The following is a 19,545-nucleotide window of genomic DNA, read 5'->3' on the forward strand; positions in this document are numbered from 1 at the left end:
CGGGTGACGGTCCGCGCGGCGGCTACCGGGTCCGTACGAGACCGGAGTCGTCCGCCTGGTCCTTGGTCGGTTCCGGGACGGCGGGGTCCTCCGGGTTCTCCGGGGCTCCGAACCAGGCCACGGCGACCGCGCCGGCCACCGCCAGGACGAAGCCGGTCACGGCCAGCCAGGCGAGGCCGGGGCGGGAGGTGTCGCCCAGCCACCACACGCCGATCATGCCGGGCAGGACGGTCTCGCCGACGACGAGTGCGGCGGTGGCGCCGTTGACCGAACCGATCTGCAGGGCGACGGTGTGCAGGTACATGCCGCCGATGCCGGCGACCAGGATCGCGTAGAGCGCCGGGTCGGTCAGGAGCACGCCGAGGTCGAACGGGTCGATGCCGTCCAGGATCCGCACCCCCACGCCGAGGGCGCCGAAGCCGAGGCCGGAGAGGAGACCGGCGAGGATGGCGGCCCGCGCGCCGAGGAGGCGGACCACGACCGTGCCGCCGGCCATCAGCAGCAGCGAGATCGCCAGCAGCCACCAGTGGGTGGCGATGGGGGTGTGGCCGCTGCCCTCGGGACCGGCCGCGGTGGCCAGCAGCACCAGCGCCGAGCAGACGACGGCGATCGAGGACCATTCGGCGCGGGTGAGGCGGATGCCGAGCAGCTTCACACTGAGCACGGCCGTGATCACCAGATTGGCGCTGATGACGGTCTGGGACAGGAACAGCGGCAGCATCCGGGCGGCCAGCGCGCCCAGGCCGAAACCGATGAAGTCGAGGATGGTGCCGACGATGAACTCCCACGTCATCGCCGCTTTGGCGGTCGACGAGAGGCTGGGGCCGCCGTGCTGGGTCACCCCGGCGGCCGCGGCCTCGCGCCGGGCCGATCTGCGGGAGCCGACGGCCTGGAGGACCGATCCCGTGCCGTAGCAGATCGAGGCCGCGACGGCCGTCAGGAGTCCTATGAGCACCGAAAGCTCCGTTCGCGTCGGATCGGGCCCTTCGGGGCCCGTGGGGTTCCGACTGCGAGACGCGGGATTCGGCGCCCGCGTTGCCTCCCGGCCTCGTCTGCCCGGCCGGGAGGGGTGCGGGGGCGGTCAGACGATCGGGGGAGCGGCCGCCAGGGCGCGCAGGGCGGCGGGGGCGTCGTCGACGGAGTCGACCAGGGCGATCCTGGCCGCCATCGGGCGTTCGGCGGCGAGGGCCTGGAGCAGGGGCCAGGCCGGCAACCGCTCGGTCCAGTGGGCCTGGTCGACGAGGACCATCGGTGTCGGCTCGCCACGGGACTCGTAGTAGTTCGGGGTGGTGTTGTCGAAGATCTCCTGGACCGTGCCGGCCGCGCCGGGCAGGAAGATCACCCCGGCGGTGCAGCGGGCGAGGAGGCCGTCCTCGCGGGTGGCGTTGGCGAAGTACTTGGCGATGTGGCCGGGGAACGGGTTCGGCGGCTCGTGGCCGTAGAACCAGGTGGGAATGCCGATCGAGTCGCCGCCGCGCGGCCAGCGGTCGCGGACGTCGAACGCGGCCCGCGCCCAGTCGGTGACGGACGGCGTGAACGAGGGGGCCTTGGCCAGTATTTCCAGGGCCTCGTCGAGGACGTCGTCCGGGTGCGGGGCGGTGTAGGCGCCGAGGTTGGCGGCCTCCATCGCGCCCGGTCCGCCGCCGGTCGCCACGGTCAGGCCCTGCCGGGCAAGCGAGCGGCCCAGGCGCGCCGCGCCGGCGTACGCGTCGGAGCCGCGGGCCATGGCGTGTCCGCCCATGACGCCCACGACCGGGGTACCGGCCAGGAGCTCGTCCAGGGCGTCGGAGATCGCGTCGTCGTGCACGGAGCGCAGCATCGAGGCGAAGATGTCGCCGTCGGCGCGGGTGCGCCGGAACCACTCGTACGTGAGGGCGTCCGGGGTGGCGTCGTAACCCTCGGCGCGCAGGCCCGCGAAGAGCTCGTCGGGGGAGTACAGCAGCCCGCGGTAGGGGTTGAAGGGCACGTCGGGCACGGGCGGGAAGACGAGCGCGCCGTCGGCGCGGACCTTGGCCGCGGCCTCCGCCTCCATGTGGCAGCCGAGGAAGACGGCGCCGGTGGTGTCGTGGGTGAGCAGCGCGAAGGTGCGGCCGGTGAGGTCGAGCGACTGGAGGCGGTGGCCGACCAGGGAGCCGCGGTGGACGACGGCGTCGAACTCTTCGAGCGACTCGATCTCTCGGTCGTGGCCGTGGGACGGGGTGGGCTGCCCGGTGGGGCCGTGTGGGTGCGCCATGCGGCCACGATAGGCCCAGGCCGGTGCGGCGGTGGCCGGGGCCCGCGCCCCGGCCGGTGCCGTTGGGCCGCTCAGCTGTGCAGCGGCATCGCCGCCAGCGCGGCGACCGCCCAGGTCACAGGGGTGAGGACGAGCAGGAGGGCGCCGGCGCGCAGGGCGGCGGCGGTGCGCAGGGTGGCGGGCGGTGCGCCGAGGGCGAGAAGGGCGGTCGTGGTGGAGGTGCGGGCATGGCGGGCTTCGAGGGCCGCCGTGGCGAGGGTGCCGATGGTGCAGGCGACGACGAGGACGGCGCCGAGGACGGCCGGCGGGCCGATGGTGACCGAGAGGGTGGCGGCCGCGAACGCGCCGGAGCCGACCGCGCAGACCACGCCGAGGGGGCGGCCGATGCGGCGGGACTCGGTCATCAGCGCCCGGCCGGCGATGAGGCGGATGGGGCCGGGGCGGACGGACTGCAGGAGCCGGCCGCTCAGGTGGGTGAGGCCCGGGCCCGCCACGGCGAGGCCGAGCGCGGTCAGGGCCCAGCCGGCGAAGACGCCGGCCTCGCCCTGGCTACGGCCCGCGTAGATCTCCACGGCGAGGCCGGCCGCGAGCAGCGCCACTCCCCACGGCAGGCCGCCCGGGGCGCCGTCCTCCGGCGGGTCGTCGGCGGAGGGGACGGGCCTGCGCAGCCGCAGCGCCAGGGCCGCGGCGAGCGAGGCGGTCACGGGCGGGACGGCGAGCAGGGTCAGGGCGGCGGGCAGCGGCATCGGGCGGTCGGCGGCGAGCAGCTCGGCGGCGGCGCCGTCGAACGGCATCCCGGTGATGTCGCCGCGCAGGTGCAGGTAGACCAGGAGCGCGAGCGCCGAGCCGAGGGTGCAGGAGACGGCGGTGGACGCGGCCGCGATCGCGGTCAGCCGGCCCGGCCCGAGTCCGATCGCGGACAGCCCGGGCCGGGGACGGGTGCTCGGGTCCGTACGGGCCACGGCGACGGCTAGGTGCACCATCGCCGCCAGTGGGACCAGGCACCACAGCAGCCGCAGGGTGGCGGTGGCCGAGTCGTCGGGGTGGCCGGCCGCGTATCCGAGGGCGCACAGGAGCAGGAAGCCGACCCCCGCCGAGGCGAAGGCGACGAGCAGACGCCGCAGCAGGACCAGGGGGTGGGTACCGCGGGCTAGACGGAGAGCGAGCACGCCGTGACGCCCTCCGCTCCGTTCGCGCCGCCTCCGGTGGAGTTCACGCGCCGCCCGTCGAGCAGGGCGACGGCGCGGTCGGCGAGGGTGGCGATCTCGGGGTCGCTGGTGGCGAGGAGGACCGTGATGCGGTGGGAGCGGGCCGCGGTGGTGAGGGTGCGCAGGAACTGCGCGCCCTCGGCGCGGTGCAGCGTGGCGGTGGGTTCGTCGGCGTAGAGCACGCAAGGGGTGGAGACGAGCGCCCGGGCGAGGGAGATCCGCTGGCGCTGGGCCTGGAGCAGGGCGTGCGGGCGCTTGCGGGCGCACATGCCGATGTCCAGGCGCTCCAGCCATTCCATGGCGGTGGTCTTCGCGGCCTGCTGCGAGGAGCCGCGCAGCAGCAGGGGCAGGGCGGCGTTCTCCCAGGCGGTGAGTTCGGGGACGAGGGCCGGTTCGGGGGCGATCCAGCCGAACTTCTCCCGGCGCAGCCGTTCACGCTGGAGCGGCGCCATGGTGTGGACGGGGCTGCTGTTGAACCAGACCTCGCCCTGGTCGGGTGTGAGCTGGCCGGAGAGGCAGCGCAGCAGCGTGGTCTTGCCGGAGCCGCGTGGGCCGGTCACGGCAAGGATCTCGCCCTCGCGGATGCCGATGGAGACACCGCTGAGCGCGGGCGTGCCGCCCAGAGAGCAGTTCAGGGAACGCGCCCAGAGCACGTCGTTGTCCGGTGGGGCCACCATGGCGTACACCTCGGTATCAGATCTGATGTGTCGTCCCCCGTACGGGGGAACGAAGGACGGGCCTGTCGGTCACTGGTCACCGCAGGGGCACCGTAAGGATTCAGATCGGGGTGTCCGGACAGCACGCGGCCCGGGCAGCCTCCATCTCACTCTGATGGAGGCATGCCCGGGCCGGTCACGCCGTGAGGGCGGCGTGCGATCGACGGACGGCCGGAGCCGTCAGAGCTTCGTCCAGGCCTCGGTGAGGGTGGCCCGGAGGATCTGCTCGATCTCGTCGAACGTGGACTGGTCCGAGATCAGCGGCGGAGCCAGCTGGATGACCGGGTCGCCACGGTCGTCGGCACGGCAGTACAGACCGTTGTCGAACAGCGCCTTGGAGAGGAAGCCGTACAGGACGCGCTCGGTCTCCTCCTCGTTGAAGGACTCCTTGGTGTTCTTGTCCTTCACGAGCTCGATGCCGTAGAAGAAGCCGTTGCCGCGGACGTCGCCGACGATCGGCAGGTCGTGCAGCTTCTGCAGGGTCGACAGGAAGTTGCTCTCGTTGTCGAGCACGTGCTGGTTGATCTTCTCGCGCTCGAACAGGTCGAGGTTGGCGAGACCGACGGCCGCGGAGACCGGGTGGCCGCCGAAGGTGTAGCCGTGCAGGAAGGTGTTGTCGCCCTTGTAGAACGGCTCGGCGAGCCGGTCGGAGACGATGCAGGCGCCGATCGGGGAGTAGCCCGAGGTCATGCCCTTGGCGCAGGTGATCATGTCCGGGACGTAGCCGAACTTGTCACAGGCGAAGGTGGTGCCGAGGCGGCCGAAGGCGCAGATGACCTCGTCGGAGACGAGCAGCACGTCGTACTTGTCGCAGATCTCACGGACCCGCTGGAAGTACCCGGGCGGCGGCGGGAAGCAGCCGCCGGCGTTCTGCACCGGCTCCAGGAAGACCGCGGCGACGGTGTCGGGGCCCTCGAAGAGGATCTCCTGCTCGATCTGGTCGGCGGCCCAGCGGCCGAAGGCCTCGGGGTCGTCGCCGAAGAGCGGCGCGCGGTAGATGTTGGTGTTGGGCACTTTGTGCGCGCCCGGCACCAGCGGCTCGAACGGGGCCTTCAGGCCCGGCAGGCCGGTGATGGACAGGGCGCCCTGCGGGGTGCCGTGGTACGCGACCGCACGCGAGATGACCTTGTACTTGGTCGGCTTGCCCATCAGCTTGAAGTACTGCTTGGCAAGCTTCCAGGCGGTCTCGACGGCCTCGCCGCCGCCCGTGGTGAAGAAGACCTTGTTGAGGTCGCCGGGGGCTTCGTTGGCGAGGCGCTCGGCCAGCTCGACGGCCTTCGGGTGGGCGTAGGACCACACGGGGAAGAAGGCGAGCTCCTGCGCCTGCTTGGCGGCGACCTCGGCGAGCTCCTTGCGGCCGTGGCCCGCCTGGACCACGAACAGGCCGGCGAGGCCGTCGAGGTAACGCTTGCCCTTGTCGTCGAAGATGTAGGTGCCCTCACCGCGGACGATGGTCGGCACCGGGCTGTTCTCGTACGACGACATGCGGGTGAAGTGCATCCACAGGTGGTCGTAGGCGGACTTTGAGAGGTCGCTGCGGGAGTTGCTCACGGCTATCGGGTTCCCCACATATAGGTCTGCTTCTTGAGCTTGAGGTAGACGAAGCTCTCGGTGGAGCGCACGCCGGGGAGGGTGCGGATGCGCTTGTTGATGACATCCAGCAGGTGGTCGTCGTCCTCGCAGACGATCTCCACCATCAGGTCGAACGAGCCCGCCGTCATCACCACGTACTCGCACTCGGCCATGGCGGTCAGCGCGTCGGCGACCGGATCCAGATCCCCCTCGACATTGATGCCGACCATCGCCTGGCGCCGGAACCCCACGGTGAGGGGGTCGGTGACGGCGACGATCTGCATGACTCCCTGGTCGAGCAGCTTCTGGACGCGCTGGCGGACGGCCGCCTCCGAGAGGCCCACGGCCTTTCCGATGGCGGCGTACGGACGGCGTCCGTCCTCCTGGAGCTGTTCGATGATCGCCAGGGATACGGCATCGATCGTCGGGGACGATCCGTTCCCGGTCCTGGAATCTGCGCTTCGACTGACCACGACTTCACTCTGCACCGAGACTCGTCTGTCTGGCAACCCCAAACCGATGAAATTCGTTGTCCGAGTGCCGGGATCTTGCTGAATCCGAAGTTGCGGAGGGTCGGGGCTGTCGAAAGCGTCACCTCAGCGACTAGGCTGGGTGCGTCTCACCCACCGGACATCTGAAAACTCTGACAAGGAGGGGTGGCAAAAGTGACCACCGAGCTGCGTCGTCTGCGCAACTACATCAACGGGGAGTTCCGGGACGCCGCCGACGGACGGACCATCGACGTGGTCAACCCGGCCACCGGCGAGGTCTACGCGACCTCTCCGCTCTCCGGCCAGGCCGACGTGGACGCGGCGATGGAAGCCGCCGCGGCCGCGTTCCCCGAATGGCGCGACACCACCCCGTCGGACCGCCAGAAGGTCCTGCTGAAGATCGCGGACGCCTTCGAGGAGCGCGCCGAGGACCTCATCGCCGCCGAGGTCGAGAACACGGGCAAGCCGCACGGCCTGACCGCCAGCGAGGAACTGCCGCCGATGGTGGACCAGATCCGCTTCTTCGCCGGCGCCGCCCGCCTGCTCGAAGGCCGCTCGGCCGGCGAGTACATGGAGGGCATGACCTCGATCGTCCGCCGTGAGCCGGTCGGTGTCTGCGCCCAGGTCGCGCCGTGGAACTACCCGATGATGATGGCCGTGTGGAAGTTCGCCCCGGCCCTCGCCGCGGGCAACACGGTCGTCCTCAAGCCGTCCGACACGACCCCCGCGTCGACCGTGCTGATGGCCGAGATCATCGGCCAGATCGTCCCCAAGGGCGTCTTCAACGTCATCTGCGGCGACCGCGACACCGGCCGCGCCATGGTCGAGCACCCGACCCCCGCGATGGCCTCCATCACCGGCTCCGTACGCGCCGGCATGCAGGTCGCCGAGTCGGCGGCCAAGGACGTCAAGCGTGTCCACCTGGAGCTGGGCGGCAAGGCGCCGGTCGTCGTCTTCGAGGACACCGACATCGCCAAGGCCGTCGAGGACATCTCCGTGGCCGGCTTCTTCAACGCCGGCCAGGACTGCACGGCCGCCACCCGCGTCCTGGTCCACGAGTCCATCCACGACGAGTTCGTCAGCCAGCTCGCCAAGGCCGCCGCCGACACCAAGACCGGCCGGCCGGACGACGAGGACGTGCTCTACGGCCCGCTGAACAACGCCAACCAGCTGAAGCAGGTCTCCGGCTTCATCGACCGCCTCCCGGCCCACGCCAAGGTCGAGGCCGGCGGCCACCGCGTCGGCGACAAGGGCTACTTCTACGCCCCGACCGTCGTCTCCGGCCTCAAGCAGGACGACGAGATCGTCCAGAACGAGGTCTTCGGCCCGGTCATCACCGTCCAGTCGTTCAGCGACGAGAAGCAGGCGCTGGAGTACGCGAACGGCGTCGAGTACGCCCTGGCGTCCTCCGTCTGGACCAAGGACCACGCGCGCGCGATGCGCATGTCCAAGAGCCTCGACTTCGGCTGTGTGTGGATCAACACCCACATCCCGCTGGTCGCCGAGATGCCGCACGGCGGTTACAAGAAGTCCGGCTACGGCAAGGACCTCTCCGCGTACGGCTTCGAGGACTACACGCGCATCAAGCACGTGATGACGTCCCTGGGCTGAGAGCCCGCACAACCGGGCGGGTGGGGCGCGGCCCCGCCCGCCCGGTTTCTTTTCCGGGGTCCTTACGAGCAGTCCGAGTGGTACGCGTACGGACGGTCCGGGCAGGCGCGGCACTCGAAGACGTACATGCCGCCCATGTCGCCGAGCATCAGGCCCGGCGGGCGCTGCACCGGGCGGCGGGCCTCGTACGGCAGGTCGATCACCGTGCCCGCGGCGGGTATGTCCTCCACCGGTACCCAGGAGCGCCACGACTCCCCGTCGAACTCCGCGCTGTTGACCGTCAGCAGATGCTCCATGCGCCGCCCGCAGCCCAGGCAGTCCGGCCAGTACGGGTCCTGCGTCCAGGTCGGATAGCCGCCGACCTTGATGCCGTCGGCCACCGACAGATGCGACCAGTACGACCAGCCCGTCTCCTCCTCGACCGTGTCGAACCGCTCCTCCAGCGCCTCGTACACCGTCTCCGGCAGGTCCCAGTTCGGGTACTCCGTCACCCGCTCCGGGTGCACCACGCACGGGTCGGGCAGATAGTCCTCGCACGCCCCCTCCGGCCGCGGCGGCGCCGTCAACTCCTCCTCCACCAGGCCGCTGTCGCGCCAGTACAGCTCCGGCCGGGGCACATGGCCGTGTTCGTGGTCGAAGGGGCACCACAGCATCTGCAGGAGGTCCGTGCCCTTGGGGAAGGGCAGTTCGGGCACATCGGGGGCGTACAGCTGCACCACCGGCACCATCGGCAGCAGCCCGTGGCCGCGCGGCGGGGCGTAGCCCGTGCGCGGATGGTCGTCCTCGCAGTGCGGCCACGGCTCCCCGGCCGGCCACAGCAGCGGCCCGCCCACCGAACTGTCCAGCACCCCAGGGTTTCCCGGCCGGGGATGGAGCCGTACGGTCTCCCGGCGATAGGCGACGACCTCGGGGAAGAGGGCCTCCACATCGAGCGGCCGGGGCGGGGTGGTTCGCGACGTCTCAGACATGACCGCAGAGTAGGGGCCGGGTCTGACAACGGCCCCCGCCCCCCGGGCCGCCGGCCGGTCGACAACGTGTCCGGCCCCACGCCTCCCGGTCGACGGAGCGTCCATTGCCCCTCACCGCCCGTCCGGGGATGCTTCGGGAGTGCGAGCCATACCGAGCAGTCTCCGCAGCCGCGATGTCCGCAGCAGCAGTGTCCGCAGCCCCCTCTCCCGCCGTTCGCTGCTGCGCGCGCTGGGCGCCACCGCGGCGACGGCCGCGCTCGGCGGCTGCGGGGTGCCCGCCGCCTATGTCGAGCCCGGCGACCGGGCCGGACGTGACCTGTCCGCGCGTGACCGGACCCTCGACTTCGCCAACTGGCCGCTCTACATCGACACCGACGAGGACGACACCTCGCTGCGTCCCACGCTCGCCGCCTTCACCCAACGCACCGGGATCTCCGTCCGCTACACGGAGGAGATCAACGACAACGACGAGTTCTTCGGCAAGATCAGCCCGGCGCTGATGAACCATCAGGAGACCGGCCGGGACCTCGTCGTCGTCAGCGACTGGATGGCCGCCCGGTTCGTACGTCTGGGCTGGGTGCAGGAGATGGACCGCTCCCGGCAGCCCAACGTCGCCAAGTACCTCGACCCGCAGCTGCGTTCCCCCGGCTTCGACCAGGGCCGTACCCACACCGTCCCCTGGCAGTCGGGCATCACCGGCATCGCCTACAACCGCCGCGCCCTCGGCCGGGAGATCAGGTCCATCAAGGACCTCTGGGCCCCCGACCTGCGCGGCAAGGTCACCCTGCTGTCCGGCCTCGACGAGTCCTTCGCCCTGCTGATGCAGGGCAACGGCGTCGACGTGACCCGGTGGACCGCCGACGACTTCCACACCGTCTGCGAGCAGGTGGACAAGCTCGTGAAGACCAGGCACATCCGGCGGTTCACCGGCAACGACTACATCAAGGACCTGTCCACCGGAGACGTGCTGGCCTGCCAGGCGTACTCGGGCGACGTCATCCAGCTCCAGGCCGACAACCCAGGCATCGAGTTCGTCGTCCCCGAGGAGGGCGCCGAGCTCTGGGCGGAGAGCCTGATGATCCCCAACCTCGCCCGCCACAAGGCCAACGCCGAGAAGCTGGTCGACTTCTACTACCAGCCCGAGGTCGCCGCCGAGCTCGCCGCCTGGGTCAACTACGTCTGCCCCGTCCCCGCCGCCCGCGACGTCCTCGCCGACTCCGACGACGAGGAGCTGGCCGCGCTCGCCGAGGACCCGCTGATCTTCCCCGACGACGCCATGCGGCGCCGCCTGGCGACCGCCCGGGACATCACCTCCGAGGAGCGGGTGGAGTTCGCCAAGAAGTGGAACGCGATCGTCGGCCTGTGAGCCGGGACCTGTGACGTGCGTCTGTCACGGGCGTCCGGTGACCGCGGCCGTCGGACGGCTCACGGCGTCGGCGGGCCGTACGCGCCCACCATCAGGGCCGCCGCGACCTGGTTCATGTCCTGGCCCTTCGCGTCGGTCGAGTTGACGCTGTACACCAGCGTGCGGGAGCCGTCGCGGGTGGACGCGATCGCCGCGTTGTAGCCCCAGCGGCCGCCGGTCTTGCCCCACACCTCCCGCCCGCCGAGCCGCTTCATCGACAGCCCCACCGAATAGGCGGCCGGCTCGCCGGACCTGTAGGTCGGCAGGAGCTCGCCGTTCAGCCGCGGCAGGGTGAACATCTCCTCCAGCAGCGGGCCGCGCACCACCCGGCCCGCGAACAGCGCCTTCGTGAACCGCTCCAGGTCGGCCGTGGTCGAGATGATGTCACCGGCCGCCCAGCCGTCCGTCGGCCCCCACACCGACACGTCGCGCAGCCCCCTGGAGCCGTCCTCCAGCGTCATCAGCTGGTAGCCGTGGTTGTGCGGGCCCTGGATGCGGGGGCTGGTGCCGGGGAGGTACGTGCCGCGCAGCCCGAGCGGCCCGAGGATGCGGCGCTGCACCGTGCGCTCGTAACTCTCGCCGGTGACCCGCTCGATCAGCAGGCCCGCGACCGTGTAGCCGATGTTGAGGTAGTGCTGCTGGGTGCCGGGGGCGAACTCCCGCGCCTGACCGGTCGCCGAGCGCACCATCTCCCGCGGGTCGTGCCGCTCGAACCGCAGCGCGTACCGCTCCTCGACCGTCCGGGCGGCCATCTTGGCGGCGGGGATCCCATGGGTGTGGTTGAGCAACTGCCGTACGGTGACGTCCCCGTACGCCACGGGGATCAGCCCCGGCAGGTACGAGCGGGCCGTGCGGTCCAGGTCGATCCGGCGCTCGGCGGCGAGCTGGAGAACGGTCGCCGCGGTGAAGACCTTGGTGACCGAACCGGCCCGGAAGCGGGCCCGCGGATCCGCGGGGCGGTTGCTCCGCAGGTCGTGCACGCCGGAGCTGCCGCGCCAGCTCCCCTCGGTGCCGCCGACCCGTACCAGCGCGGCGGTCGCGTCCGGCCGGGGCAGCCCGGCGATCGCCGCCGCCAGCCGTTCGGCGTCGCCGGCCGGCACACCGCCCCGGTCGGCGGCCGCCACGGGCGCGTGGGCGGCGGCGGGCAGTACCGAAGGGCCGGCCGCGACACCGAGGACGAGCGCGGCGGCGATCAGGGCACGGGTCCGTGCGTTCATGGTCAACTCCTGGGACATGGGCCGTTGTTCTCGACGGCTCCCATCCTGCTGACCCGCGGGTTCGCGCGGATCGCCGGTGCGGGCGGTCTTCTGCGGGTCAGTCCCTCGCCGGTGCGGGGGAGAAGCCGCCCCTGGCGCCTCCCCCGGCCGGGGGAGCACCGGCCTCGACCAGACCCGTCTCATAGGCGCAGATCACCGCCTGGATACGGTCGCGCAGCCCCAGCTTGGCCAGCACATGGCCCACATGAGTCTTGACCGTGTGCTCGCTGACGACGAGGGACGCGGCGATCTCCGCGTTCGACAGGCCACGGGCGAGCAGCAGCAGCGTCTCGCGCTCCCGGGCCGTCAGCACCTCCAGCCGCGGATCGGGGCGCGGCGCGCGGCGCCCGGGCCGCGTGTACTCCTCGACCAGCCGGCGCGCCACCGACGGCGCGAGGAGCGAGTCGCCGCGGGCCACCACCCGCACGGCGTGCTCCAGGTCGGCCCTGCGGACGTCCTTCAGCAGGAACCCGCTCGCGCCCGCGTGCAGCGCCTCGTACACATACGCGTCCGAGTCGAAGGTCGTGAGCATCACGCTGCGGCAGGCGCCGGCGGCGCTGATCGCGCGGCACGCCTCGATCCCGTCCATGCGCGGCATCCGGATGTCGAGCAGCGCCACGTCCGGGGCGTGCCGGCGCACCGCCTCCACGGCCTCGGCGCCGTCGCCCGCCTCGGCGACCACCTCGATGTCCGGCTGGACGTCCAGGATCATCGCGAAGCCGCTGCGCACGAGCTCCTGGTCGTCGGCGACCACGACACGGATCGTCATCGTTCCCCTTTCCGGGCCGGCTCCAGCGGGAGCTCCACCCGCAGTTCGAAGCCCCGGCCGTCAGGTCCCGGGCCGGTCGTGGCCAGGCCGCCGTGGGCGGCGGCCCGCTCCCGGACCCCGACCAGGCCGTGGCCGCCCGCGGCCGGCGTCCGGGCGCCGCGCCCGTCGTCGGTCACCGTGATCCCGAGCCCCGCCTCACCGTAGGTGAGGTGGATGTGGGCGCGGCGGGCGGCCGCGTGTTTGACGGTGTTGGTCAGGGCCTCCTGGACGATGCGGTGGACCGTCGTCCCGGTCGCGTCGCCCAGGGCCCGTACGGCACCGGTCTCCTCGTAGGTCACCTCGAGTCCGCCGGCCCGCACCCGCTCCAGCAGGCCCGGCAGCCCGGCGATGCCCGGCTGCGGCTCGCGCGGCGCGCGGTCGCCCTCCGGCTCCTCGCGCAGCACGCCCAGCATCCGGCGCAGCTGGACCATGGCGTCCCGGCCGGTCTCGGAGATCGCGTCGAACGCCGCCTCGGCCCGCTCCGGAGCCGTCCGCACCGCCACCGGTCCCGCCTCCGCCTGTACGATCATCAGGCTCACCGCATGGGACAGGATGTCGTGCATCTCCCGGGCGATCCGGGCCCGTTCCTGCGCGGCGGCCTGCTCGGCCTCGATCCGGTTGGCCCGTCTGCTCGTGTCGACCAGCCGCCCGAAGACGTACGCGGCGGCGAAGACGAAGAGCGAGAAGGTCAGCTCCCGCACCGACCGGGTGTTGAGCCAGACGGACACGGGCACCGCCACCAGCAGCACCAGCAGGGTGGCCAGGCGGCGGCGCGGCGGGCAGAGGGCAGCGATCGTGTAGACGGCGACCAGGCCGGTGTACGGGAGCGGCTGGCCGGGCCCGTCCACGGCCAGCCGGTACAGCGCGCTCGTCGCCAGGATCGCGGCGAAGACGGTGAGCGGCGCGCGGCGGCGCCAGACGAGCGGCAGCACGGTCAGGGTGGTGAGTCCGTACGCCTGCCAGGTCGCCGCAGGCAGCTCCGGCGCGCGCGGCACCACGAACGGCATCGTCATCGCCGCCTGCACGAGCAGTGCGATCCCGATGTCCACGGTCCGTGGATGGGTGCGTGACAGCACCCGGGCCCGGTCCCACAGCCCCCGTATGTCCCCCGGGACGTCCACTACGGCGTCCGCCCGCCCAGGACGGAGGCGAGGGCGTCCACCCGGTTGGTGGTGATCGAGTCCACGCCGTGCGCGATCAGCCTGCGCATGGTGCGCCGGGTGTCCGCGGTCCATGCGGAGAGGAGGTAGCCGTCCCGGTGCGCCCGGTCGGCGAGGTCCCGGCTCACCAGCCCGAAGCGGTAGTTGAGCCAGCGGGGCGCGACGGCGTGGAGCAGCACCGGCCGCGGCGGGACGAGCGTGTCCCAGGTCAGGGCGATCTCCGCGGCCGGGTCGGCGGCCCGTACGTGGAGCATCGCGGTGGGGCCGCCGCAGTAGTACGTACGCTCGCCCGCGCCGGATTCGCGGACGATGCCGACGATGGCGCGGATGTCGGACTCGGTGGCGCCCGGCAGGTCGATCATCAGCCGGTGCGAGCCGACGGCGAGCAGCGCGTCCCGCAGCGTCGGCACGCCGCCGGCCACCGCCCTGACCTCGTCGTACGTCAGGGCGGTCAGCAGGCGGTCGTGCCTCCACAGCCGCTTGAGCGAGTCGTCGTGCAGCAGCACGGGCACACCGTCGCGGGTGAGCCGGACATCGATCTCGACCGCGTCGGCGCCCCGTTCGACCGCCGAATGGAGCGACGCGAGGGTGTTCTCGGGGAAGCGGTAGGGATCGCCTCGGTGCCCTACGACGGTGACGTTGCGCATGGCCCCATTGTCGTCGGTGCCGCCTGGGAGTTACCGGCTGAGCCAGGCGTCGGTGTAGGCGTCGATCTCGGCGGCGATCCTGGCCTTGCCGTCCGCGTCGAGGAAGGACGCCTCGACGGCGTTCTTGGCGAGCGCGGCCAGGCCTCGCTCGTCCAGCTCCAGGAGCCGGGCGGCGACCTCGTACTCGTTGTTGAGGTCGGTGCCGAACATCGGCGGGTCGTCGCTGTTGATCGTCACCAGCACTCCGGCCCGCACCATCTCCTTGACCGGGTGCTCGTCGAGGTCGGTCACCGCGCGCGTGGCGATGTTGGAGGTGGGGCAGACCTCCAGCGCGATCCGGTGCTCGGCCAGGTGCTTCAGCAGGGCCGGGTCCTGGACGGCGCTGGTGCCGTGGCCGATGCGCTCGGCGCCCAGTTCGTTCAGGGCGTCCCAGATCGTCTCGGGGCCGGTCGTCTCGCCCGCGTGCGGGACGCTGCGCAGACCGGCCGCGCGGGCCCGGTCGAAGTACGGCTTGAACTGCGGGCGCGGCACACCGATCTCCGGCCCGCCCAGGCCGAAGGAGACAAGACCCTCGGGACGCAGGTCCACGGCGAGCCGCGCGGTCTCCTCGGCGGCGTCCAGACCGGCCTCGCCGGGGATGTCGAAGCACCAGCGCAGGATCACGCCCAGCTCGGCCTCGGCGGCCTTGCGGGCGTCCTCGATCGCCGCCATGAACGCCTTCTCGTCGATGCCGCGGCGGGTCGAGGAGTACGGCGTGATCGTCAGCTCCGCGTAGCGGATGTTCTGCCGCGCCATGTCCCGGGCGACCTCGAAGGTCAGCAGCCGGACGTCCTCCGGGGTGCGGATCAGGTCGACGACCGACAGGTAGACCTCGATGAAGTGGGCGAAGTCCGTGAAGGTGAAGTACTCCCGCAGCGCCTCCGGGTCCGTGGGGACCTTGGAGTCGGGGTGGCGGGCGGCCAGCTCGGCGACGATCCGGGGAGAGGCGGAGCCCACGTGGTGGACGTGCAGCTCGGCCTTGGGCAGTCCGGCGATGAAGGGGCGCAGATCGGTCATCGGATCATCGTAGGCCGGGTGGGGACCGGGCGGCTCTGGGGTATGAGCCACGTCGTAGCATGGCGGGACCATGATGGGGGAGGCACATGTCTGACCAGAGCGACCGCCCGGATCCGTGGGCGCCGCCGGAGGGCCGCACACCACAGGACAAGGTGGAGCTGAGCAAGCCGGCGCCCGGAGCCGCAGGCGGTCCGACGCCGCCTCCGGTGCACGACCAGCCCACGATGACCGGTATGCCGGGCGCGGGCGGTTTCGGCCCGCCCGACCTGGGCGCGGTCCCGCCCCCGCCGACCGCCCCCGGCGGCCCGGCCACGCCGCCTCCCGCGGGCGGCTACGGCTACCCCACCGCCCCCACGGCCTCCGGCTACGGCCACCCTGGCTACCCGGGCTACGCCGGCTACGGCCAGCCCGGCTGGCCCGGCGCCGCGCCGGCCAACGGCATGGGCATCACGGCGATGGTCCTCGGCATCTGCGCGACGGTCGGCTTCTGCGCGTACGGCCTCGGAATCATCCTGGGCATCCTCGCCCTGATCTTCGGCATCATCGGCCGCAAGCGCGCGCAGCGCGGCGAGGCGACGAACTCGGGGATGGCGGTCGCCGGAATCGTGCTGGGATCGATCGGCATGGTGGTGAGCGCCGCTTTCCTCGCCTTCATCATCTGGGCGATCGTGCAGAGCGAGAAGGCGGACGACGGGGACTACGACTCGTACTCGACGTCGCTGGTCGTGCAGTCCGCCCGCTGACCCTTCCTCCACGTGGGGTGGCCGGGGGCCCGCGCCCCCGGCGTCACCCCCGCAGCCGCTCGCGCGCCTCCATCAGGGCGAAGCCCAGCAGGTTCAGACCGCGCCAGCGGGTGGGATCCTCGGCGCGGGGGTCGTCGGCGGCGAGTCCGATGCCCCAGATGCGGTCCAGCGGGCTCGCCTCCACCAGCACTCGGTCGCCCGTCCCCAGCAGGAACGCCCGCAGGTCCTCGTCCGCGGCGAACTTGTGGACGCTGCCCTCGACCACGATCCCGTAGCGCTCCCGCTTCCAGACCGTCTCGTCGAAGCCCCGCACCAGTCGGCCCGCGTTCTTCGCCTGCGCCGGGCTGCGGGCCTCGATCGCCGCGCGCTCGGCGTCCGGATCGCCGAAGAGCCGCGCCTTCGACGCCATCATCCAGTGCTCGGCCGTCGCATAGCGTGTTCCGTCGACCGTGAACGGCGACGGCCACCACTGGCTCAGACAGCTCGCGCCCAGGCTGCCGTCCCGGCGTGGCGTGTGCCCCCAGAAGTGCAGATATTTCACTCGCTTACCCTTGCTGACCTGCACGGTCAGCTCCTCGATACTCCCCATGCACGCGAGTTTGGCATCCGCCACGGACACTCCGTACGGAGATTTTCGCGGGGCCTCGACACTTGGTCGACCGATTCCGTCGCGTAACCAAAAGGCAACAACGGAATCACTTGTTGGACGGCATGGGCTCTGTCAGGATCGGCACTCAATTCGAGCTGGAACAACGGAGAGCGTGATGGGCAACCGCTTCCAGGACACGGACAGCGACACCGAGAGCGGCACCGACGGCGTGACCGCCGCCACCACCGCGGCCATGGTCGCCGAGCGCTTCGCGCAGGGCGCGCAGTACATCGGCGGGCGGCTGCGGCCGGGCACGTCAGGGCGGGAGCACGCCGTCGTCGACCCCGCCACGGGCAAGACCGTCCACACCTACGAACTCGCCGGCACCGCCGACGTGGACGCCGCCGTCGCCGCCGCCCGCGAGGCGTTCCCCGGCTGGGCGGGCGCCACGCCCGCCGAGCGCTCGGAGGCGCTGCACCGGTTCGCCGGTGTCCTCGCAGAGCAGGCCGACGAGTTCGCACGCGTCGAGTCGCTCCAGTGCGGCAAGCCCCTCAAGCTCTCGACCGAGTTCGACGTACCGGGCACCATCGACAACACCGCCTTCTTCGCCGGCGCCGCCCGCCACCTCCAGGGCCAGTCGGCGGGGGAGTACAGCGGCGACCACACCTCGTACGTCCGCCGCGAGCCGATCGGCGTCGTCGGCTCCATCGCGCCCTGGAACTACCCGCTCCAGATGGCCGCCTGGAAGATCCTCCCGGCGATCGCCGCGGGCAACACGATCGTCCTGAAGCCCGCCGAGCTCACCCCGCTGACCTCGCTGATGTTCGCCCAGGCCGCCACCGAGGCGGGGATCCCCGACGGCGTCGTCAACATCGTCACCGGCGCCGGACGGGACGCGGGCGAGCACCTCGTCGGCCACGGGGACGTCGCCATGACCTCCTTCACCGGCTCCACCCCGGTCGGCAAGCGGGTCGCCGAGATCGCCACCTCCACCGTCAAGCGCCTCCACCTGGAGCTCGGCGGCAAGGCTCCCTTCGTCGTCTTCGACGACGCCGACCTGGAGGCCGCCGTGCACGGCGCGGTCGCCGGCGCCCTCATCAACACCGGCCAGGACTGCACCGCCGCCACGCGCGCGTACGTCCAGCGCCCCCTCTACGACGCGTTCGTGGAGCAGGTCGCCGCGCTCATGGAGACCGTCCGCCTCGGCGACCCGTTCGACCCGGCCACCGACCTCGGCCCGCTCATCAGCCACGCCCAGCGCGACCGGGTCGCCGGTTTCGTCGACCGGGCCCGCGGCTACGCCCGGATCGTCACCGGCGGCGAGGCTCCCAAGGGCGACGGCGCGTACTACCGGCCCACCCTCGTCGCGGACGCGCCCCAGGACAGCGAGATCGTCCAGGCCGAGATCTTCGGCCCGGTGCTGGTGGTGCTCCCGTTCGACTCCGACGAGGAGGGTCTGCGGCTCGCCAACGACACTCCCTACGGCCTGGCCGCCTCGGCCTGGACCCGGGACGTCTACCGGGCCGGCCGGGCCACCCGCGAGATCAAGGCGGGCTGCGTCTGGATCAACGACCACATCCCGATCATCAGCGAGATGCCCCACGGCGGCTACAAGGCGTCGGGCTTCGGCAAGGACATGTCGGCGTACTCCTTCGAGGAGTACACGCAGGTCAAGCATGTGATGTACGAAAACACCGCGGTGATCCGGAAGGACTGGCACCGCACAATCTTCGGGGACCGATAGCCACTCGCCGCCGCAACCACCCCGCGGCGCCACCCATCCCGAAAGGGCACAGCGCATGGAGCAGTACGAGCCCGACGGCCTGTCCGCGGCCCAACTGGCCGCGATGCGGCGCAGTCTGACCAGCGGCCGGGGCGCCCTGACCCGCCGTTCGATGCTGCGCGCCGCCGGCGTCGGCGCGCTCACCCTCGGCGGCCTCGCCGGGCTGAGCGCCTGCGGCATCCCTCCCGCCAAGCGGGAGAGCACGGGTCCCGCGTCCACCGACCACTCGGACAAGGAGAAGCGTCTGTCGTTCTCCAACTGGACCGAGTACATGGACGTCAGCGAGGACGAGAAGACCTACCCGTCGCTCCAGGCGTTCACCAAGCGCACCGGCATCGCGGTCAAGTACACCGCCGACATCAACGACAACGTCGAGTTCTTCGGCAAGATCAAGCCGCAGCTCGCCGCGGGCCAGGACACCGGCCGGGACCTGATCTGTGTCACCGACTGGCTGGCCGCCCGCATCATCCGGCTCGGCTGGGCGCAGAAGCTCGACGCGTCCCACCTGCCCCATGCGTACGCCAACCTCTCGGCGCAGTTCCGCAGCCCCGACTGGGACCCCGGCCGGGCCTACTCGTATCCCTGGACCGGCATCTCCACCGTCATCGCCTACAACTCCAAGGCGACCGGCGGCCGGAAGGTCGACTCCGTCTCCCAGCTCCTCGACGACCCCACGCTCAAGGGCCGGGTCGGCTTCCTCACCGAGATGCGGGACTCCGTCGGCATGACCCTGCTCGACATGGGCAAGGACCCCGGCTCCTTCAAGGACGCCGACTTCGACGCGGCGATCGGACGCCTCCAGAAGGGCGTCACCACCAAGCAGATCCGCCGCTTCACCGGCAACGACTACACCTCCGACCTGGACAAGGGCGACCTCGCCGCCTGTCTGGCGTGGGCCGGTGACGTCATCCAGCTCCAGGCCGACAACCCGGACATCAAGTACACGATCCCCGCCGCCGGATACATCACCTCCAGCGACAACCTCCTGGTCCCGGCCCAGGCCCGGCACAAGACCAACGCCGAGAAGCTCATCGACTACTACTACGAGCCCCCGGTCGCCGCCCAGCTCGCCGCGTACATCAACTACGTCTGCCCGGTCGACGGCGTGAAGGAAGAACTCGCCAAGATCGACCCGGCGCTCGCGGACAACACGCTGATCCTCCCCGACAAGGCCATGGCGGCGAAGTCGCGCGCCTTCCGTTCGCTCAGCAGCGCCGAGGAGACGGCGTACGAGGAGAAGTTCGCCAAGCTCATCGGAGCCTGAGCCGACGCCGCCCAGCCGACCCGCCCCCTCGAAAC

The 19,545-nt window shown here is 71.7% G+C and carries 18 protein-coding genes; 5 read left to right on the top strand and 13 right to left on the bottom strand.

All coding sequences use genetic code 11. The features are described from left to right. Nucleotides 1-22: 22 nt before the first annotated feature. From IEZ01_RS24640 to IEZ01_RS24665, 6 genes are all read right to left on the bottom strand, one after another. Complete coding sequence (locus IEZ01_RS24640; RefSeq protein WP_019889808.1) at nt 23-955, bottom strand: DMT family transporter; 933 nt, start codon at nt 953-955, stop codon at nt 23-25. 126 nt (nt 956-1,081) lie between these two features. Beyond that, nucleotides 1,082-2,233: an LOG family protein gene (locus IEZ01_RS24645; protein ID WP_019889809.1), complete on the bottom strand. Its 1,152-nt coding sequence runs from the start codon at nt 2,231-2,233 to the stop codon at nt 1,082-1,084. A 71-nt stretch (nt 2,234-2,304) separates the two neighbouring features. After that, entirely contained in the window at nt 2,305-3,402 is a 1,098-nt protein-coding gene (locus tag IEZ01_RS24650; RefSeq protein WP_189203835.1) for a hypothetical protein, read from the bottom strand. After that, nucleotides 3,384-4,118, bottom strand: coding sequence for an ABC transporter ATP-binding protein (locus IEZ01_RS24655; protein WP_019889812.1), 735 nt, complete (start codon nt 4,116-4,118; stop codon nt 3,384-3,386). The genes IEZ01_RS24650 and IEZ01_RS24655 overlap by 19 nt, the downstream gene beginning before the upstream one ends. Before the next feature lie 219 nt (nt 4,119-4,337). Next, nucleotides 4,338-5,726 (bottom strand): aspartate aminotransferase family protein, encoded by a 1,389-nt coding sequence (locus tag IEZ01_RS24660; RefSeq protein WP_078513419.1) that lies wholly within the window; start codon nt 5,724-5,726, stop codon nt 4,338-4,340. Further along, complete coding sequence (locus IEZ01_RS24665) at nt 5,711-6,202, bottom strand: Lrp/AsnC family transcriptional regulator (RefSeq protein ID WP_028798041.1); 492 nt, start codon at nt 6,200-6,202, stop codon at nt 5,711-5,713. Before IEZ01_RS24665 ends, IEZ01_RS24660 begins: the two co-directional genes overlap by 16 nt. Before the next feature lie 192 nt (nt 6,203-6,394). Here IEZ01_RS24665 and IEZ01_RS24670 point away from each other — a divergent pair, with 192 nt between their 5' ends. Then, nucleotides 6,395-7,831, top strand: a complete 1,437-nt coding sequence (locus IEZ01_RS24670; protein ID WP_189203837.1) for a gamma-aminobutyraldehyde dehydrogenase — start codon at nt 6,395-6,397, stop codon at nt 7,829-7,831. A 62-nt stretch (nt 7,832-7,893) separates the two neighbouring features. On the opposite strand, the gene IEZ01_RS24675 is transcribed toward IEZ01_RS24670, so the two are convergent. Next, nucleotides 7,894-8,799 (bottom strand): YwqG family protein, encoded by a 906-nt coding sequence (locus IEZ01_RS24675; RefSeq protein ID WP_229833204.1) that lies wholly within the window; start codon nt 8,797-8,799, stop codon nt 7,894-7,896. 148 nt (nt 8,800-8,947) lie between these two features. Between IEZ01_RS24675 and IEZ01_RS24680 the strand changes: the two genes are divergently transcribed. After that, nucleotides 8,948-10,165 (top strand): polyamine ABC transporter substrate-binding protein, encoded by a 1,218-nt coding sequence (locus IEZ01_RS24680; protein WP_106960001.1) that lies wholly within the window; start codon nt 8,948-8,950, stop codon nt 10,163-10,165. Nucleotides 10,166-10,224: 59 nt separating this feature from the next. Here the strand turns inward: IEZ01_RS24680 and IEZ01_RS24685 are convergent, their stop codons facing one another. From IEZ01_RS24685 to IEZ01_RS24705, 5 genes are all read right to left on the bottom strand, one after another. Beyond that, nucleotides 10,225-11,421, bottom strand: coding sequence for a serine hydrolase domain-containing protein (locus IEZ01_RS24685; protein WP_189203839.1), 1,197 nt, complete (start codon nt 11,419-11,421; stop codon nt 10,225-10,227). 97 nt (nt 11,422-11,518) lie between these two features. Beyond that, complete coding sequence (locus IEZ01_RS24690) at nt 11,519-12,229, bottom strand: response regulator (protein ID WP_189203841.1); 711 nt, start codon at nt 12,227-12,229, stop codon at nt 11,519-11,521. Further along, the gene (locus tag IEZ01_RS24695) at nt 12,226-13,389 is read right to left on the bottom strand and encodes a sensor histidine kinase (RefSeq protein WP_189203843.1); all 1,164 of its coding nucleotides are present in this window, start codon (nt 13,387-13,389) and stop codon (nt 12,226-12,228) included. Before IEZ01_RS24695 ends, IEZ01_RS24690 begins: the two co-directional genes overlap by 4 nt. Further along, nucleotides 13,389-14,075, bottom strand: coding sequence for a glycerophosphodiester phosphodiesterase (locus tag IEZ01_RS24700; protein ID WP_019889821.1), 687 nt, complete (start codon nt 14,073-14,075; stop codon nt 13,389-13,391). Before IEZ01_RS24700 ends, IEZ01_RS24695 begins: the two co-directional genes overlap by 1 nt. A gap of 30 nt (nt 14,076-14,105) precedes the next feature. Continuing rightward, nucleotides 14,106-15,131, bottom strand: coding sequence for an adenosine deaminase (locus IEZ01_RS24705; RefSeq protein ID WP_019889822.1), 1,026 nt, complete (start codon nt 15,129-15,131; stop codon nt 14,106-14,108). Nucleotides 15,132-15,217: 86 nt separating this feature from the next. Between IEZ01_RS24705 and IEZ01_RS24710 the strand changes: the two genes are divergently transcribed. Next, a complete protein-coding gene (locus IEZ01_RS24710; RefSeq protein WP_019889823.1) occupies nt 15,218-15,874 on the top strand; it encodes a DUF4190 domain-containing protein in 657 nt (218 codons plus the stop codon). 43 nt (nt 15,875-15,917) lie between these two features. Here IEZ01_RS24710 and ybiA read toward each other — a convergent pair whose 3' ends face one another. Further along, nucleotides 15,918-16,463 (bottom strand): riboflavin biosynthesis intermediates N-glycosidase, encoded by a 546-nt coding sequence (gene ybiA, locus IEZ01_RS24715; RefSeq protein WP_019889824.1) that lies wholly within the window; start codon nt 16,461-16,463, stop codon nt 15,918-15,920. A gap of 253 nt (nt 16,464-16,716) precedes the next feature. Here ybiA and IEZ01_RS24720 point away from each other — a divergent pair, with 253 nt between their 5' ends. Continuing rightward, nucleotides 16,717-18,207, top strand: a complete 1,491-nt coding sequence (locus IEZ01_RS24720) for a gamma-aminobutyraldehyde dehydrogenase (RefSeq protein WP_052185821.1) — start codon at nt 16,717-16,719, stop codon at nt 18,205-18,207. 55 nt (nt 18,208-18,262) lie between these two features. Further along, nucleotides 18,263-19,510, top strand: coding sequence for a polyamine ABC transporter substrate-binding protein (locus IEZ01_RS24725; RefSeq protein WP_019889826.1), 1,248 nt, complete (start codon nt 18,263-18,265; stop codon nt 19,508-19,510). Nucleotides 19,511-19,545: the final 35 nt, after the last annotated feature.

The organism is Streptomyces purpureus (assembly GCF_014648195.1).
Taxonomy (GTDB): domain Bacteria; phylum Actinomycetota; class Actinomycetes; order Streptomycetales; family Streptomycetaceae; genus Streptomyces; species Streptomyces purpureus.

Coding starts and splice junctions, on each gene's coding strand:
- IEZ01_RS24645 (WP_019889809.1), bottom strand. CDS start 2,233: ATGGCGCACCCACACGGCCCCACCGGGCAGCCCACCCCGTCCCACGGC.
- IEZ01_RS24655 (WP_019889812.1), bottom strand. CDS start 4,118: ATGGTGGCCCCACCGGACAACGACGTGCTCTGGGCGCGTTCCCTGAAC.
- IEZ01_RS24675 (WP_229833204.1), bottom strand. CDS start 8,799: ATGTCTGAGACGTCGCGAACCACCCCGCCCCGGCCGCTCGATGTGGAG.
- IEZ01_RS24685 (WP_189203839.1), bottom strand. CDS start 11,421: ATGAACGCACGGACCCGTGCCCTGATCGCCGCCGCGCTCGTCCTCGGT.
- IEZ01_RS24690 (WP_189203841.1), bottom strand. CDS start 12,229: ATGACGATCCGTGTCGTGGTCGCCGACGACCAGGAGCTCGTGCGCAGC.
- IEZ01_RS24700 (WP_019889821.1), bottom strand. CDS start 14,075: ATGCGCAACGTCACCGTCGTAGGGCACCGAGGCGATCCCTACCGCTTC.
- IEZ01_RS24705 (WP_019889822.1), bottom strand. CDS start 15,131: ATGACCGATCTGCGCCCCTTCATCGCCGGACTGCCCAAGGCCGAGCTG.
- IEZ01_RS24710 (WP_019889823.1), top strand. CDS start 15,218: ATGTCTGACCAGAGCGACCGCCCGGATCCGTGGGCGCCGCCGGAGGGC.
- ybiA (WP_019889824.1), bottom strand. CDS start 16,463: ATGGGGAGTATCGAGGAGCTGACCGTGCAGGTCAGCAAGGGTAAGCGA.
- IEZ01_RS24720 (WP_052185821.1), top strand. CDS start 16,717: ATGGTCGCCGAGCGCTTCGCGCAGGGCGCGCAGTACATCGGCGGGCGG.
- IEZ01_RS24725 (WP_019889826.1), top strand. CDS start 18,263: ATGGAGCAGTACGAGCCCGACGGCCTGTCCGCGGCCCAACTGGCCGCG.